Origin of the sequence: Methylobacterium sp. 37f (assembly GCF_023093475.1) — a bacterium.
Classification (GTDB): domain Bacteria; phylum Pseudomonadota; class Alphaproteobacteria; order Rhizobiales; family Beijerinckiaceae; genus Methylobacterium.
Genome location: NZ_JAGHKN010000005.1, coordinates 86,804 through 103,853, shown reverse-complemented (window position 1 = coordinate 103,853; position 17,050 = coordinate 86,804). Strand labels below are relative to the sequence as shown.

Sequence of the window (17,050 nt, the reverse complement as noted above, 5' to 3'; positions counted from 1 at the left end):
ATGGCCCGGCGGTTCTGGAGAGTGCCGTTCGGCCCGGGCGGGTCGCGCGGCGTCCGGCTGCTTACGCGGCGCGGACGGTGCCGAGGAAGCGCTGCACCTCGGCGTTGAGGTGCTCCGACTGGCGGGACAGTTCACCCGCAGCCCCCAGCACCTGACTGGCGGCTGCGCCGGTCTCGTCCGCCGCCTGGGCGACGGATGTGATGGTGCTCGTCACTTCGGTGGTCCCCACCGAGGCCTGGGCCACGTTGCGGACGATCTCCTGCGTCGCCGCGCTCTGCTGCTCCACCGCCGCCGCGATCGCCGTGGCCACCGTGTTGATGTCGCGGATGCGGGTGGTGATCGAGCCGATCGCCGAGACGGCCTGTCCCGTGGCCCCCTGGATATGACCGATCTGGCTTCCGATTTCCTCGGTGGCCCGGGCGGTCTGGTTGGCAAGCTCCTTCACCTCGGCCGCCACCACGGCGAAGCCGCGGCCGGCCTCGCCGGCACGGGCCGCCTCGATGGTGGCGTTGAGTGCCAGCAGGTTGGTCTGGCCGGCGATGGTCGAGATCAGGCTGACCACGTCGCCGATCCGAGACACGGCGGTGCTCAGTTCCTGGACCAGGACCGAGGTGGTGTCGGCCTCGGTCACGGCGGATTGGGCCATCTGGGAGGAGTTCGCGACCTGGCGGCCGATCTCCTGCACCGAGTTGCCGAGTTCCTCGGCTGCCGCCGCCACGGTGCTGACGTTGACGGAGGCTTCCTCGGCCGCCGCCGCCACGGTGGTGGATTGCGACGCGGTCGCGCTGGCGGTGGCGGTCATGGTCTGGGCCGTCGTCTGCAGTTCGGTGGACGAGGCGGAGACCATGCCGATGATGCCGCCCACGGCTCCTTCGAAGCTGTCGGCGAGTTCGATCATCGCCGTGCGGCGAGCGGCGATGGCGGCCTCGTCGGCGATGCGGCGGACCTCCGCCTCCTCGGCCGTCTTGCGGGCGACCATGGCCTTGATCCCGTCCACGGCCTTGCCGACCGCGCCGATTTCGTCGCCGCGCCGGGCTTCCGGGATGTCGGCGTCGATCTCGCCCTGGGCCATGCGGTTCAGGATCGCGACCAGGCGGCCCAGCGGCCGGGTGATCCCGAGCACCACGATGCTGCCGCACAGGACGGCGGCGAGGACGAGCCCGACGGCGGTGATGGTGATCAGGCGTGCGATCGTGTCGGACGTTTCGGCGTCGAGGCTGTCCTTTCCGGCTTTCATCTCCTCGACGACGCGCTTGGCACGCTGGTCGAGCAACTTGTTCAGACTGGCCCGCGCGGGTTGCGCGTCGTCCCGGAGAACCTGGATTGCGGCCGCCGCCTCATTCCGCAGCCCGTGCTGGATCACGCGGTTCAGGACCGCGAAATAGGCTTCCGTCAATCCGCGCAGGTCCTGGGCGATCTTGCGGCGTTCCGGTGTATCGGCCAGGTCGATCAGCCTGTCGGTCACTTCCAGCGCCGCCGTTGTCGCCGACACGTACTGGACCTTGTATTTCGCCATTTGCTCTTCGCCCGTCTCCAGAATCATGTTCCGGCTCTGAAGCGCGGCCTCGGTAATGCGCAACTGGGCATTGAGATAGGCCTCCTGGCGGGCGTTGAGGACTTCGATCACATGCCTCGATTGTTCCGCGATGTTGTTCATCGACCCGCGGGCGTAGAAGACGAGCCCAAGGGTGAGGGCGCCCAGGGCGAGCAGGGGAAGGGCGATCTTGGCCAGGACGCTGGCTTGATTGACGAGTCTCACGCACGCGGCTCCTTATGTGGGGAAGCCGTCAAACATGAAAGCTTCTGCGATGCGGGACGATATAGATCAGCGATGAAGATCGGATTAATCATTGAATCTTATTTGAAAAATATGTAATAAAAATCGAATCAAAGGAACTATGCAGAAATCAAATACTGATTTCGGATTTTCTATATCAATATGTCCTCGCCTCTGAAGAACGTTCGCGCGTAATCCCAACGGTTTGGAAGTGAAATGGCCCGTAGGGAGAGAAGGCGGAGGATGGTACAACCTTCGGTGGATTTCTGGTGTGTCAATTGGTCTTGGCCGGAACGGGCGCGGGAGACGATGAGCTTCGGGTGCGGCGCGTCCGCGCGATCGGGCGCAGAGCGCAAGCTCCCGCAAAGGCGGCCGGATTCGGAACGGTCAAGCCTGCGTCACGTTGAGCCCGGGCGCCCGGAACACGGGGCGCCGAGACTCCCGGGCGCCTACGCGCCGTCCATCTTCGTTCCGGTTCTGCCATGCCATCTTCTCTCCGCCGCAGTCCCGCACCCGATGGCGAGCCGGCGAGCCCCGTTCTGTGGACGCTGCTGCTCGGCACCGCGCTGATCGCGCTCGCTGCCGCACCGAAGCGACCGGCCCGGACCGGCCCGGTTGGCGCGCCGGATCATCCGTCCCAGGAGTCTCCGTCGAACGACCAGATATCCAAAAATTCTCCCTCCAAGGATCAAGGCGCGCGCTCGCATTCCGGGGCCGCCGCCGAGCACATCGCCGCCACAGAGGTGGCGCGGGGGCGGGCCGCGCAGTCGCCCGCCGACATCACCGCGTCGGGCTGGAAGGACATCCTCACCCGGGTCTATCTCGAATTCATGGCCGACCGGGTCCTCTCGGTCGCGGCGGGCGTGACCTTCTACTCGCTGCTCTCGCTGTTCCCCGCCGTCGCCGCGCTGGTGTCCTGCTACGGCCTCGTCGCCGATGTGGGCTCGATCAACGGGCACCTCGCCAGCATGCAGGGGGTGCTGCCCTCCGGGGCCATCGAGATCATCGGCGATCAGGTCAAGCGCATCGCCGCCAAGGGCAGCGGCTCCCTCGGGCTGACCTTCTTCACCAGCCTGCTGCTCTCGCTCTGGAGCGCCAACGCCGCCATGAAGGCGATGTTCGATGCCCTGAACATCGTCTACGAGGAGGAGGAGAAGCGCTCGTTCATCATGCTGAACCTGCGCTCGCTCACCTTCACCATCGGTGCGCTGATCTTCACCATCCTGGCCCTCACCGGCATCGTGGTGCTGCCGGTGGTGTTCACCTTCGTGGGCCTCAGCGACACCGCCTGGCTCATCGCCCTGCTGCGCTGGCCCGCCCTCCTCGTCGTCGTCCTCGGTGGCCTGTCGCTGCTCTACCGGTACGGTCCGAGCCGCGAGCGCCCGCGCTGGCGCTGGGTCGGGGTCGGCGGCGCCGTGGCGGGCCTGCTCTGGCTCGCCGCCTCGATCCTGTTTTCCTGGTACGTCTCCAGCTTCGGCAATTACAACGAGACCTACGGCTCGCTCGGCGCCGCCATCGGCTTCATGACCTGGATCTGGATCTCCAGCACGATCGTGCTGCTGGGCGGCGAGATCAACGCCGAGATGGAGCACCAGACCGCGCGCGACACCACCACCGGGCCGGAGCGGCCGATGGGCGCACGCCGGGCCCGCATGGCCGACACCCTGGGGGCGGTGGCCTGACGGGGCGGCGACGTGTCGGGACGACCTTGCCGGGCTGGCCTCCCCGGGATGGCGTCCGGCGCCTACATAAGGGGCACGTCCCGACACCCGCACAGGAGCCGTCGCCCCATGTCCGCATCCCCCACCGACGACATCGAATCCCTCGGCGAGGCCGAATGGCGCGCCCGCCTGAGCCCGGAACAGTACCGGGTGCTGCGTGAGCACGGCACCGAGCGGGCCGGCACCAGCTGCCTCAACGCCGAGAAGCGCCCGGGCGTGTTCCACTGTGCCGGCTGCGACGCACCGCTCTTCGTCACCGGCACCAAGTTCGAATCCGGCACCGGCTGGCCGAGCTTCTTCGATCCGATCGACGGGGCGGTGGAGACCACGGTCGACCGCAGCCACTGGATGACCCGGACCGAGGTGCATTGCGCCCGCTGCAAGGGCCATCTCGGCCACGTCTTCGACGACGGCCCGCCGCCCACCGGCCTGCGCTACTGCATGAACGGGTTGTCCCTTCGCTTCGAACCGGAGGCCTGACCGGCCCGGTCCCGCCCGGTTCCCGTCGATGTTCGACGAGAACCGGATGGGGATGAAGCCCGCCGGAATGCCGCGATGGTCTTGATTTCGCCGTCGTTTTGCTTAGTCCGGAATGGAGAATTCTTGCCAGATCGGTCCCGGCGACACCGGGAATGATCGCATATCCTATCTTATGTCATGGTTCGACGTGGCGGGTCGTCCGGCCCGATGCGGCGAGCCGCCTGAAGCCGGTCGATCCGCCCCGCATCGCTGGAGGTCGGCGGCCCTGACGTCAGCGCCGGTCCGGTGTCCCGCCCGGGGCCGGCCGACTCCGCGGAGAATGTCGATGAGCCTCGTACGCCGGTTTCTCGTGGCCCCCGCCCTGGTGCGCCTCATCCGCAAGGAACGCGGCGGTTCGCGGATCTCCGAGGGCTACTTCGCCCCGCAGGCCGGGCGCGTCTCCTACGTCCGGGTCGACGGACAGACCTGCCACCTCGTCCTCGTCACCTCGGCGCCGGACGGCAGCTCCAGCGAGGAGCGCACCGACGTGCCGCGCGCCCACGGCGACGCGCTGATGGACGTGTGCTCGGGCAAGGCCGCTTACGACCGCACCGCGCTCGCCCTCGGGGGCGGTCGCGAGGCGCTGGTCGACCGCTACGTCGCCCCGGGTGAATTCGACCTCGTGACCGTGGCCTTCGACGGGCCGGACGAGGCTCAGGGCTTCGCGGTGCCGGCCTGGTTCGGCCCCGAGGTGAGCGGCGACCCGAGCTACGACCGCCACGCCGTCGCGCTCCAGGGCGTGCCGCAACCCGGCGAGATCGGCCTGTCCAACGCCGCCCTTGATGCGATCCTGGATCTCGTCGAGCCGCGCTTCGGTTTCGGGCGCTACGGCGCGCCGAAGGCGAACGAGGGCGACGGCATGATGAAGGCCCTGCGGCGCGTGGCCGGCGGTGGTGCGGTCGCGGCCCCCGCCGCGGCCGAAGCCGCTCCGCCGGTGCTCCGGGTCGAGGAGCCCGCTCCCGTCGAGACGCACGCGATGGCCGAGCCCGAGCCCGAGCCCGAACCCCACGCCGATGTCGCTCCGGCCGAGGGCCAGCCCGATTCCGCCTCGCAGATCGATTCTCGCATCGACGACGTGATCGAGAGCCTGTCCCAGGCCCTCGGCAACCCGCAGGTTCCGTCGAAGGGCGGTTCGCGCGGCGAGGAGGACATCGCCGCCGAGTTCGAGCGCTGGACCGTCCGCCCCCGGCGCACCCAGCAGACCTGAACCGGCGCGCCGGCCTCCCGACGAAACGCCGTTCCGACGCAGCACCGCCCGACCGACAGCCACCCGCCTCCCTCACCGGGGGCGGGTTTCGCGTGCGTGCGCGGACGGGGGAGACTGAGGGCAGGCCGGCGGCGGAGCGAGGCAGGCGTCCCACAGGTGCCCGCGAAGTCCGTGTGACGGCTCGCGAATTGTCATCCGACGCCCGGCCCCGCGATTGAGCGGCGCGAATAAACTGGCTAGCGTCGGGATTAACAATCAATGGGTTGCGCGGCGCGCAGCGGGAGGGATCATGGCCCAGGTGACGACACACGGAGCGGCGGCAGCCAGCGCGCCCCGCACCCACAAGGAGCCCTGGTACAAGGTTCTCTACATCCAGGTGCTGATCGCCATCGCGCTCGGCATCCTTCTCGGCTGGCTCAATCCGGAATGGGGCAAGTCGGTCAAGTGGCTGGGCGACGCCTTCATCGCGCTGATCAAGATGATGATCGCGCCGATCATCTTCTGTACCATCGTGCACGGCATCGCCTCGATCGGTGACCTGAAGAAGGTCGGCCGCGTCGGCCTGAAGGCGCTGGTCTACTTCGAGGTGGTCTCCACCGTCGCGCTCCTCATCGGCATCCTGGTCGGCGAGGTGGTCAAGCCCGGCGCGGGCTTCAATGCCGACGTGACCAAGCTCGATGCCGGGGCGGTCGAGAAATACGCCAAGCTGGCGGCCAACGATTCGGTGACCAGCCACATCATGGCGCTGATCCCGAAGAGCTTCTTCGACGCCTTCGCCACCGGCGACCTGCTCCAGGTTCTGCTGATCTCGATCCTCACCGGCGTCGTCGTCACCGGCATGGGCCAGCGCGGCGAGGCCATCACCCACGCCATCGACACGGCCGGGCAGATCTTCTTCCGCATCATCGGCCTCGTGGTGAAGCTGGCGCCCATCGGCGCCTTCGGCGCCATGGCCTTCACCATCGGCCAGTACGGCATCGGCAAGGTGATCGATCTCGCCTGGCTCGTCGGCACCTTCTACGTCACCGCCTTCCTGTTCGTGGTGGTGGTGCTCGGCGGCATCGCCCGCGTCGCCGGCTTCTCGATCTTCAAGTTCCTCGCCTACATCAAGGACGAGCTGCTCATCGTGCTCGGCACCTCGTCCTCCGAGACGGTGCTGCCCCACATGATGACGAAGATGCGCCGCCTCGGTGCCTCCGACTCAGTGGTCGGCCTCGTGATCCCGACGGGCTACTCGTTCAACCTCGACGGCACTAACATCTACATGACGCTGGCGACGCTGTTCCTGGCCCAGGCCGTGGGCGCGGACCTGTCCTTCGCCCAGTACGCCACCATCATCCTGGTCGCGATGCTGACCTCGAAGGGGGCGTCCGGCGTCACCGGGGCTGGCTTCATCACCCTGGCGGCGACCCTGAGCGCCATTCCCAACAACCCGGTCCCGGTGGCGGCCATGACCCTGATCCTCGGCGTCGACAAGTTCATGTCGGAGTGCCGGGCCATCACCAACCTGATCGGCAACGGCGTCGCCACCGTGGTGGTCAGCCGCTGGGAGGGCGAGCTGGATCAGGTCAAGCTGCGCCAGGTCATGGAGCACCCGGTCTCGATCGGCACCGACATTTCGGACCATGCGCCGAACATGGATGTCGACGGTGCGGCGCCGATCCCGGCTCCGGCCCGCTGACGGGGCCGGTTCTGTCCGGCCGCGCTTCGTCCGACCCATCACGGCCGGCGCGCCTGCGCATCGGCATCGATCTCGGCGGCACCAAGATCGCCGGGATCGCCCTCGATGAACGGGGCGCAACCCGGGCCGAGCAGCGGGTCGCGACGCCCCGGGACGATTACGCGGGGACGCTCGGTGCCATCGCCGACCTCGTGGCGTCGCTGGAGCGCGCGGCGGGATGCGCGGGCACGGTGGGCATCGGCATGCCGGGGGCGGTCTCGCCCCGCACCGGCCTCGTCAAGAACGCCAATTCGGTCTGGCTGAACGGTCAGCCGTTCGCCGGAGATCTCGAGCGCGTCCTGTGCCGGCCCGTCCGCGTCGAGAATGACGCCAATTGCCTCGCGGTGTCCGAGGCCGTCGATGGGGCGGGGGCCGGGCTCGGCACCGTGTGGGCCCTGATCCTCGGCACCGGCGTCGGCTCCGGAATCGCGATCGCGGGCCGTGCTCTGTCCGGGCGCGGTCGCATCGCCGGGGAGTGGGGCCACAACCCGCTGCCGGCGCCGCGCGACGACGAGCGCCCCGGCCCCGCCTGCTATTGCGGCCGCCACGGCTGTCTCGAAACCTGGGTGTCCGGCCCGGGCCTGGCCGCCGACCATGCCCGCCGCACAGGAACGCCGATCGGCGGCGAGGCGGTGATCGCCGCCCTGCGCGCCGGCGATCCGGCGGCGGACGCGACGATCGCCCGCTACCTCGACCGGCTCGGGCGCGGCATCGCCCAAGGCATCAACCTGATCGACCCCGACATCGTCGTCATCGGCGGCGGTCTCTCACGGGTGCCCGAAATCCTCGCCGGCCTGCCCGAACGGGTCGCGCCGCATGTCTTCTCCGATGCCTTCGACACCCCCATCGTCGCCAGCCGGCACGGCGATGCCTCCGGGGTCCGGGGCGCCGCGTGGCTGTGGAACGACGGACCCGCCGGCCTGCCGGGGGCCTGAGCGGCGATCCCGATATCACGATGGCCCCGAGGCGCTTGTCACGGCGCCCGGTTTCACATAAAGATATCTTTATGTCTAACTCGGGATCTCAAGACGGACCTGTCCTGCCCTTCGGCGATGCGCTGGCCATTCTGCGTGCCGCCGCCGAGGAGACGCGCCTGCGCATCCTGGCCCTGCTGGCCGCCGGCGAATTGTCGGTCTCGGACCTCACCGACATTCTGGGCCAGTCGCAGCCGCGGATCTCGCGCCACCTGAAACTGCTGGTCGAGGCCGGGCTGGTCGATCGGCACCGCGAGGGGGCCTGGGCCTTCTTTCGCCTGGTGGAAGAGCGCGCCGGCCTCGTCGAGCCGCTGATCGCGGGCCTCGATGCGGCGCATCCGCCCCTGTCCGAGGATTTCGCCCGTCTCGAGGCGGTGCGGGCGCAGCGGGCCGAGACGGCCCAGGCGTTCTTCGCCCGGCTGGCGCCGAAATGGGATCGCCTGCGCTCGCTGCACGTGCCGGAAGCCACCGTCGAGGCCGCCGTCCTCGACGCGCTGGGCGATCGTCCGATCGGCCACCTCATCGATCTCGGCACCGGCACCGGCCGGATGCTCGGCCTGCTGGCCGGCCGCGCCGCCCGGGCCGTCGGCCTCGATTCCAACCACGCCATGCTGTCGGTGGCGCGGGCCAACCTGGAGCGCATGGGCCTGTCGCGGGTCGATCTGCGCCAGGGCGACATCCACGCGCCGCCCTTCGGGCGCGGCGGCTTCGATCTCGTGCTGGTGCATCAGGTGCTGCACTATCTCGACGATCCGGCCCGCGCCCTGCGCGAGGCCGCGCGCCTCGTCGCCCCGGGCGGCCGCCTCCTGGTGGTGGACTTCGCCCCCCACGATCTCGAATTCCTGCGCGAGGCCCAGGCCCATCGCCGCCTCGGCTTCGCGCCCGAGCAGGTGACGGGCTGGCTCAACGATGCCGGCCTGCCCACCGTGACCACCCGCGATCTCGCCCCCACCGGCGAGGTCGAGGACCAGTTGACCGTGACGCTGTGGCTCGCCACCAACGCCGCCGAGATGGCCGCGGCGCCACCCCGTCTCGCTCCGGAAAAAATCCTTCAGGAACGGGCCGTCGCCTGAGGGCGTCCCCCGCAGATCCCGATCCTGCTCTCGTTTCGCAGACCGTCTGAACCGACCGACATAGAGGACGAACCCGATGCCTTCCGCCTCCCACCATCGCGCCAGCCGCGACGGCTACCGTCCGATCCGCGTCTCCATCGAGTTCTTCCCGCCGAAGACCGAGGAGATGGAGAAGATCCTGTGGTCCTCGATCGAGCGCCTCGCGCCGCTCCAGCCGAAATTCGTCTCGGTGACCTACGGCGCCGGCGGCTCGACCCGCGAGCGCACGCACAACACCGTCGCCCGGATGGTCAAGGAGACCGGCCTTCAGCCGGCCGCCCACCTGACCTGCGTCGACGCCACCCGCGAGGAGATCGACGCGGTCGTGCAATCCTACTGGGATGCCGGCGTGCGCCACATCGTGGCCCTGCGCGGCGATCCGCAGGACGGCGTCGGCACCGCCTACCGGCCGCATCCGGGCGGCTATGCCCAGACCGCCGACCTTGTGGCCGGCATCAAGCGCATCGGCGACTTCAAGGTCTCGGTCTCGGCCTACCCCGAGAAGCACCCGGAGGCTTCCTCGCTCGATGCCGACATCGATGCCCTGAAGGCCAAGGTCGATGCCGGCGCCGATCAGGCGATCACGCAGTTCTTCTTCGAGAACGACATCTATCTGCGCTACGTCGACAAGGTGCGGGCCGCCGGCATCGATATCCCGATCATCCCCGGCATCCTGCCGGTGCAGAACTTCAAGCAGGCGGCGAACTTCGCCCGGCGCACCGGCGCCTCGGTGCCGTACTGGCTCGCGGCCCGGTTCGAGGGCCTGGACAACGACGTCGAGACCCGGCGCCTCGTGGCGGCGGCGGTGGCGGCCGAGCAGGTGCTCGATCTCGTCGACCACGGCGTCAACGACTTCCACTTCTACTCGATGAACCGCTCCGACCTCGTCTACGCCATCTGCCACGTGCTCGGCCTGCGGTCCCAGGCGCCGAAGTCGGTGGCGAAGGCCGCCTGACCATCCCTTGTCACGGGCGCGCCGATCGGCACGCCCGTGACTCAAGAGTCGCCGACTCCATCGAAGTTCACTGTCCGGACCCGTCGCGGTTCCGGATTCCGGGTTCCACGAACCCGGATTGACGCGTGAGAAGCCCATGACCGACCTGCGCCCCGTTGACGGAAAAGAGATCGAAGCGGCCCTGCGTCAGCGGGCGGCGGAAAAAATCCTCGTCCTCGACGGGGCGATGGGCACGGTGATCCAGCGCCTCGGCTACGGCGAAGCGGATTTTCGCGGCACGCGCTTTCCCGATCACGGCCACGACCAGAAGGGCAACAACGACCTTCTGATCCTGACCCAGCCCGACGCGATCCGGCAGATCCACCTCGACTACTTCCTGGCCGGCGCCGACGTCTGCGAGACCAATACCTTCTCGGGCACCACCATCGCCCAGGCCGATTACGGCATGGAATCGATCATCCACGAGCTGAACGCCGAGGGCGCGCGCCTCGCCCGCGAGGCCGCCAAGCTCGCCGAAGAGCAGGACGGCCGTCGCCGCTTCGTGGCCGGCGCCATCGGCCCGACCAACCGCACCCTGTCGATCTCGCCGGACGTCAACAATCCGGGCTACCGGGCCGTGACCTTCGATCAAGTCAAGCAGGCCTATATCGAGCAGGTCCGCGGCCTGATGGATGGCGGCGCCGAGCTGATCCTGATCGAGACCATCTTCGACACCCTCAACGCCAAGGCGGCCGTGGCGGCGGCCTGGGCGGTGTTCGAGGAGCGGGACATGGTCCTGCCGATCATGATCTCGGGGACCATCACCGACCTGTCCGGCCGGACGCTCTCGGGCCAGACGCCGGAGGCGTTCTGGAATGCCCTGCGCCATGCCAGCCCGCTCACCATCGGGCTGAACTGCGCGCTCGGCGCCAAGGAGATGCGCGGCCACATCTCGGAACTGTCGCGCATCGCCGACACCCTGGTCTGCGCCTATCCGAATGCGGGCCTGCCCAATGAGTTCGGCCTCTACGACGAGAGCCCCGAGGCCATGGGCAAGCTGGTGGGCGAGTTCGCCACCGCCGGCCTCGTCAACATGGTCGGCGGCTGCTGCGGCACCACCCCGGATCACATCCGCGCCATCGCGCAGGCCGTGGAGGGCGTGAAGCCCCGTGCCATCCCCGAGGTGCCCCGCCTGATGCGCCTGTCGGGCCTGGAGCCGTTCACCCTGACGAAGGAGATCCCCTTCGTGAACGTCGGGGAGCGCACCAACGTCACCGGCTCGGCCAAGTTCAGGAAGCTGATCACCGCCGGCGATTACGCGGCGGCCCTCGACGTCGCCCGCGATCAGGTGGCGGCGGGCGCCAGCATCATCGACATCAACATGGACGAGGGCCTGCTCGATTCCGAGAAGGCGATGGTCGAGTTCCTCAACCTCGTCGCCGCCGAGCCCGACATCGCCCGCGTGCCGGTGATGATCGATTCCTCGAAGTTCCACGTCATCGAGGCCGGGCTCAAGTGCGTCCAGGGCAAGGCGATCGTGAACTCGATCTCCATGAAGGAGGGCGTCGAGAAGTTCATCAGCGACGCCAAGGTGTGCCGCTCCTACGGCGCCGCCGTGGTGGTGATGGCGTTCGACGAGCAGGGTCAGGCCGACAGCTACGAGCGCAAGGTCGAGATCTGCACCAAGGCCTACAAGGTCCTCACCGAGCAGATCGGCTTTCCGCCGGAAGACATCATCTTCGATCCGAACGTGTTCGCCGTCGCCACCGGCATCGAGGAGCATAACGGCTACGGCGTCGCCTTCATCGAGGCGACCAAGACCATCCGCGAGACCCTGCCCCACGCCCACATCTCGGGCGGCATCTCGAATCTCAGCTTCGCATTCCGGGGCAACGAGCCGGTGCGCGAGGCCATGCACGCGGTGTTCCTGTATCACGCGATCCAGGTCGGCATGGACATGGGCATCGTGAATGCCGGCCAGCTCGCGATCTACGCCGAGCTTCCGGCCGAACTGCGCGAGCTCTGCGAGGACGTCGTCCTCAACCGCCGCGACGATTCCACCGACCGCCTGCTGGAGGCGGCCGAGCGCTTCAAGTCCGGCGGCGGCGTCCAGGCCAAGACCGCCGACCTGTCCTGGCGGGAGGCGCCGGTGCAGAAGCGCCTGGAGCACGCCCTGGTCAACGGCATCACCGAGTTCGTCGTCGCCGATACGGAGGAAGCCCGCCTCGGCGTCGAACGTCCGCTCCACGTCATCGAAGGGCCGCTGATGGCCGGCATGAACGTGGTCGGCGACCTGTTCGGCTCAGGCAAGATGTTCCTGCCGCAGGTGGTGAAGTCCGCCCGCGTGATGAAGCAGGCCGTGGCCTATCTCGAGCCGTTCATGGAGGCGGAGAAGCTTGCCAACGGCGGTGACGGCAAGCGCCAGGCCGCGGGCAAGATCCTGATGGCGACCGTAAAGGGCGACGTCCACGACATCGGCAAGAACATCGTCGGCGTCGTGCTGGCCTGCAACAACTACGAGATCATCGACCTCGGCGTGATGGTGCCGGCGGCCAAGATCCTCGACGTCGCGCGCAAGGAGAACGTCGACATCGTCGGTCTGTCCGGCCTCATCACCCCGTCGCTGGACGAGATGGTCCACGTCGCGGCCGAGATGGAGCGCGAAGGCTTCGACGTGCCGCTCCTCATCGGCGGCGCCACCACCAGCCGCGTCCACACGGCGGTGAAGATCCACCCCTCGTACAACCGGGGCCAGACCGTCTACGTCACCGATGCGAGCCGCGCCGTCGGCGTGGTCTCCAGCCTGCTCTCCAAGGAGACGCGGGACACCACCATCGCCAACATCCGGGCCGAGTACCGCAAGGTCTCGGACGCGCATGCGCGCTCCGAACTCGACAAGCAGCGCCTGCCGCTGGCCAAGGCTCGGGCCAACCCGTTCCGGATCGACTGGTCGGGCTACCAGCCCCGGAAGCCCAGCTTCACCGGCACGCGGGTCTACTCCTCCTACGAGGTCGCCGACCTCGTGCCCTACATCGACTGGACGCCGTTCCTGCAGACCTACGAGTTCAAGGGCCGCTACCCGGCGATCTTCGAGGACCCCAATCAGGGTCCGGCCGCCAAGGCGCTGTTCGACGACGCGCAGGAGATGCTGGCCCAGATCGTGTCCGAGCGCTGGTTCAACCCGAAGGCGGTCATCGGCTTCTGGCCGGCGAACGCGGTCGGCGACGACATCACCCTGTTCACCGGCGAGAGCCGGTCGGAGAAACTCGCGACCTTCTTCGGCCTGCGCCAGCAGCTGAGCAAGCGTGACGGGCGTGCCAACACCTGCCTGTCCGACTTCGTCGCGCCCGCCGAGACCGGCATCGCCGATTACGTCGGCGGCTTCGTGGTCACGGCCGGCCTGGAGGAGGTGCGTATCGCCGAGCGCTTCGAGCGGGCCAACGACGATTACCGCTCGATCCTGGTCAAGGCCCTGGCCGACCGCATCGCCGAGGCCCTGGCCGAGCGCATGCACGAGCGCGTGCGTCGCGAATTCTGGGGCTATGCCGCCGACGAGACGTATGCGCCGGAAGACCTCGTGCGCGAGGAATATGCCGGTATCCGTCCCGCCCCCGGTTATCCCTCGCAGCCCGATCACACCGAGAAGGTCACGCTGTTCGACCTGCTCAAGGCCGAGTCGCGCATCGGCGTAAAGCTCACCGAGTCCTACGCCATGTGGCCGGGCTCCTCGGTGTCGGGCCTCTACATCGCCCACCCGGACTCGCATTACTTCGGCGTTGCCAAGGTCGAGCGCGACCAGGTCGAGGATTATGCCGTGCGCAAGGGCATGGATGTGCGCGAGGTCGAGCGCTGGCTCGGCCCGATCCTCAACTACGATCCGGCCCGCTACCTCGCGGCCGCCGCGGAGTAGGGCGCCCGATCCCGTCCCGGAATCCGGGGCGGGATCGAATCACACCGGGATGTGGCCGGGCGAGGCTTGACCGTGGGCCCGCCTGCGCTTCAATGCCGGTCCGGCTCAACCATGGCCCGAGACCAGCGAAGGGCGCCTGAATCGTGTACCGGCTCACCGGCTCCCTCGTCGCCACCGTCGCGCTCGGGCTCATCGCCTCGGGTTGCACCGGCTTCGCCTATATCTCGAAGACCTATGTCAGCCTGACGCCCCAGGTCGTGACCATCGGCTGCAAGGACCCCTACGAGGTCTACGACCAGCGCCGGGTCCGCAAGATGCTGATCGTGTCCAACAGCCTGCGCGAGACCACCGGCTGCGGCATCGACGATGCGTTCGTCGGCGGCGATCCGAGCCTGACCCGGGTCAAGCGCTTCCGCGAGGCGGCCCGGACCTACCTCAACGAGACGGCGCGCGAAGATTGCCGGATCAGCGGCGAGACCGTGTTCACCGACCTGCAGACCGAGTTCAGCTACACCTGCGCGGCGCCGATCGAGGCCCGCGACGCCAAGGTGCCGCGGCTGCCGGGCCGCAGCAACCGCGTCGGTCTCTAACCTTCGGCCGATCCGGGAGCGCGCGGAAACGTCCGCTCCATCGCGTCGCCGGAGGCTGCGAGCAGCGCGCGGGCCAGGGTGCGGGCCTCCTCCCGGTCGAGGGCCAGGATCGCCGTGACGGGCCGTCCGTCGAGGTCGGGCAGGCCGATCTCGATCCGCACCCCGTCCGGCGCGGCCGCCACCGCCACGCTCCAGTCCCGTTCCGTACTCATCGGGTTCACGCGCCTCTTCCCCGCCGTCGACTCTCCCGGTCGGCGGCGCTCCTGCATGACCGATCCCGCGGCGCGAGGCCAGGGGTGCGGTTAAGAGCATCCGGGCGGGAGAGATCGGGCGGCCTCGATTGACGCCGTGCCGCCCCCTGGTGTTTGTGCGCCCCGACGCGGCCCGAAGACCGGGCCCGAGCATCATTCGTTGGAGGAAGACCCCATGTCCGAGATCTGGTTCCGTACCGGGGAGGCCACCGTGCTCGCGGCGGACGGGCAGTACACCGACGCGATGCCCGAGGTCCTGATCGGCTCCACCCGCGGTCCGGCCGGACAGGCCTTCGCCGGCATGATGGGCCAGGTCCAGGGCCACACCCGGATGTTCGTGGTGCGCGACCTCAACCAGCTCGTGCGCCCGGCCACCATGATGACCACCAAGGCGACGATCCACACGGCCGCCTATGTCGAGCTTCTCGGCGGCGTGGTCCAGGCCGCCACCGGCGACGCGATCATCGACTGCGTGATCGAGGGCGTGCTGCCGAAGGACGGCCTCGACGACCTGTGCATGATCATCATGATCTGGCTCGACCCGCGCTGCGCCGACGACGCCAACCTCGACCAGAAGGACCTCTACCGCACCAATTACGAGGCGACGAAGCTCGCCATCGGCCGCGCCATGCGGGGTGAGCCCACCATCGACGAGCTCATCGCCAACCGGAAGACGGTGAAGCACTACGCCCTGGAAGACGTGATCGAGTACTGATCTGCGCTGGGATTGACGACGGGGTGCGGGTCTCGGCTGATCCGCGCCTCCCGAGGGGGGATCACTCCGGCGGAATCCGTCCCACCGAGCACAGGGTCCGGATCGAGCCGCTGGTGTCGGTGTAGCAGCTCGCCGACCATCCGTTCTGCTGGATGAAGGATTTGCGCCGCTCCTTGAGGGCGGTGGCATGCGCCGTGGCGATGGCCGCCTGGACCGCGCCGGCGCTCTCGCCGATCACGATCTCGGCCGCCAGGGCGAGGTCGGCGAAATAGGCCGCCGAGGGCGTCGGTTCGGCCGAGGCCGCCTGCACGATGGGCTCGGCCCGGCAGGTCAGGTCGAGCTTGAGTCCGCCGGGAACGCGGATGTCGATGCTGGGGCCGGTCCGTCGGCCGACCTTGCCACCCATGGCGCCGGCGATGTGGCCGGCGAGGCCGTCGCAATCGTCGGCCCGCGCGGGGCCGGAACCGCCAAGACTCACGACGAGCCAGAACGCGCTGAGGAGCAGGGGGACGCTGGGCGGTCGCATGGCTGGGCTCCGGCTGTCCGGGACGGCGTGAGGGGCGTTCAGGCCGCGAAAGCGAGGCGGACCACGGTGCCGCCCGCATTGCTGTAATCGAGCTGCCCGCCGAGCTGCCCGGCGAGGCCCTGAGCGATGCGGAAGCCGAGGCTGCGGCTGGTCTCCGGGTCGAAGTTCACCGGCATGCCGCGCCCGTCATCCGCGATGGTCAGCTGCAGGCGCTCGGGATCGAGCCGTTCGATCTGGATCGTGATGGTGCCGCGCCGCCCGTCCGGGAAGGCGTGCTTCAGGGCGTTGGTCACCAATTCGACCACGAGCAACGACAGGGTGGTGAGCTGGGACAGGTCGAGCCGCACCGGGGGCATGTCCACCAGGCAGACGATGTTCTGTGCCCCCGTGGCATCGAGGAGGTCGGCGCAGAGTTCCTTGAGGTACTGGCCGACCGGGCCCTCGATGCTGCTCGGATCGTAGAGGCGGCGGTGGATGCGCGAGATCGTCTCGAGCCGCACCCGAGCCTCGTCGAGGGCGGTCAGCGCCGCCTTCGGGTCGTCGCCGACCTTGCGCTTCTGCAGCGTCAGAAGGGCCGCCACGAACTGCATGTTGTTGGCGACCCGGTGCTGCAGCTCCTGGAACATGGTGCGCTGCTGCTCGTAGAGCCCCGCCGTTACCGCCTGCTCGGTGCGCAGCCGCTCGCCCGCCCGGTGCATGATGTGGATCAGCGCGATGTCGACCGTGACGATGAAGGCGTAGAAGGTCAGGGCCAGGGCGCTCGGCCCGTCGAGGATGAAGCCGGTGTCCGGCGGGATGAAGAAGTACCAGGCGGCCAGACCGCTCAGGATCGCGCAGGTGATGCCGGGCCGCAGGCCGAAGAAGAAGGTCGTCAGGATGACGGCCGGGAAGAAGGTCAGGTAGGGAAAGCCCGGCGGCAGCACGTCGTCGAGGGCGAAGCGCAGGGCCAGGGCCAGGGCCGAGGCAGCCAGTGCGGCGCCCTCGCCGAGCCAGACGCGCGCGCGCAGGCGCTCGGTCGCGTGGACGGCCTGCCAGCCTTTCCACCATGAGACCGGACTCTTTGAGGTGCGGGTCGAAAATTGGGGCAGCGTCGT

14 protein-coding genes are annotated in these 17,050 nt (G+C 68.7%); 10 read left to right on the top strand and 4 right to left on the bottom strand.

Annotated features, from left to right (window positions below; translation table 11 throughout):
- Nucleotides 1-61: 61 nt before the first annotated feature.
- Nucleotides 62-1,759 carry a methyl-accepting chemotaxis protein gene (locus J7U37_RS05225; protein WP_247635030.1) on the bottom strand — a complete coding sequence of 566 codons (1,698 nt, stop codon included), beginning with the start codon at nt 1,757-1,759 and terminating at the stop codon, nt 62-64.
- 500 nt (nt 1,760-2,259) lie between these two features.
- Between J7U37_RS05225 and J7U37_RS05220 the strand changes: the two genes are divergently transcribed.
- The 9 genes from J7U37_RS05220 to J7U37_RS05180 all read left to right on the top strand — a co-directional run bounded on the left by J7U37_RS05220 (nt 2,260) and on the right by J7U37_RS05180 (nt 14,464).
- Nucleotides 2,260-3,459: a YihY/virulence factor BrkB family protein gene (locus tag J7U37_RS05220; protein WP_056179103.1), complete on the top strand. Its 1,200-nt coding sequence runs from the start codon at nt 2,260-2,262 to the stop codon at nt 3,457-3,459.
- A gap of 108 nt (nt 3,460-3,567) precedes the next feature.
- A complete protein-coding gene (gene msrB, locus J7U37_RS05215) occupies nt 3,568-3,978 on the top strand; it encodes a peptide-methionine (R)-S-oxide reductase MsrB (RefSeq protein WP_056179105.1) in 411 nt (136 codons plus the stop codon).
- A gap of 325 nt (nt 3,979-4,303) precedes the next feature.
- Nucleotides 4,304-5,224 (top strand): hypothetical protein, encoded by a 921-nt coding sequence (locus J7U37_RS05210; protein ID WP_056484531.1) that lies wholly within the window; start codon nt 4,304-4,306, stop codon nt 5,222-5,224.
- Nucleotides 5,225-5,513: 289 nt separating this feature from the next.
- Nucleotides 5,514-6,905, top strand: a complete 1,392-nt coding sequence (locus tag J7U37_RS05205; RefSeq protein WP_056179110.1) for a dicarboxylate/amino acid:cation symporter — start codon at nt 5,514-5,516, stop codon at nt 6,903-6,905.
- Nucleotides 6,906-6,958: 53 nt separating this feature from the next.
- Nucleotides 6,959-7,879, top strand: a complete 921-nt coding sequence (locus tag J7U37_RS05200; RefSeq protein ID WP_247635079.1) for an ROK family protein — start codon at nt 6,959-6,961, stop codon at nt 7,877-7,879.
- A gap of 71 nt (nt 7,880-7,950) precedes the next feature.
- Complete coding sequence (locus J7U37_RS05195) at nt 7,951-8,991, top strand: metalloregulator ArsR/SmtB family transcription factor (protein WP_247635029.1); 1,041 nt, start codon at nt 7,951-7,953, stop codon at nt 8,989-8,991.
- Between the two features lie 76 nt (nt 8,992-9,067).
- On the top strand, nt 9,068-9,985 hold the full coding sequence (gene metF / locus J7U37_RS05190) for a methylenetetrahydrofolate reductase [NAD(P)H] (protein ID WP_247635028.1): 918 nt from the start codon (nt 9,068-9,070) through the stop codon (nt 9,983-9,985).
- A gap of 136 nt (nt 9,986-10,121) precedes the next feature.
- Complete coding sequence (gene metH, locus J7U37_RS05185; protein ID WP_247635027.1) at nt 10,122-13,874, top strand: methionine synthase; 3,753 nt, start codon at nt 10,122-10,124, stop codon at nt 13,872-13,874.
- 143 nt (nt 13,875-14,017) lie between these two features.
- Nucleotides 14,018-14,464 (top strand): hypothetical protein, encoded by a 447-nt coding sequence (locus J7U37_RS05180; protein WP_247635026.1) that lies wholly within the window; start codon nt 14,018-14,020, stop codon nt 14,462-14,464.
- Here J7U37_RS05180 and J7U37_RS05175 read toward each other — a convergent pair.
- Nucleotides 14,461-14,676 carry a hypothetical protein gene (locus J7U37_RS05175; RefSeq protein WP_156376117.1) on the bottom strand — a complete coding sequence of 72 codons (216 nt, stop codon included), beginning with the start codon at nt 14,674-14,676 and terminating at the stop codon, nt 14,461-14,463. The genes J7U37_RS05180 and J7U37_RS05175 overlap by 4 nt on opposite strands.
- A gap of 214 nt (nt 14,677-14,890) precedes the next feature.
- On the opposite strand from J7U37_RS05175, the gene fae reads away from it, so the two are divergent.
- Nucleotides 14,891-15,430, top strand: coding sequence for a formaldehyde-activating enzyme (gene fae / locus J7U37_RS05170; RefSeq protein WP_247635025.1), 540 nt, complete (start codon nt 14,891-14,893; stop codon nt 15,428-15,430).
- Nucleotides 15,431-15,491: 61 nt separating this feature from the next.
- On the opposite strand, the gene J7U37_RS05165 is transcribed toward fae, so the two are convergent.
- Both J7U37_RS05165 and J7U37_RS05160 read right to left on the bottom strand, forming a co-directional pair.
- Complete coding sequence (locus tag J7U37_RS05165) at nt 15,492-15,956, bottom strand: hypothetical protein (protein ID WP_247635024.1); 465 nt, start codon at nt 15,954-15,956, stop codon at nt 15,492-15,494.
- Between the two features lie 38 nt (nt 15,957-15,994).
- Nucleotides 15,995-16,963, bottom strand: coding sequence for a histidine kinase dimerization/phosphoacceptor domain -containing protein (locus tag J7U37_RS05160; protein WP_156633739.1), 969 nt, complete (start codon nt 16,961-16,963; stop codon nt 15,995-15,997).
- Between the last annotated feature and the right edge of the window lie 87 nt (nt 16,964-17,050).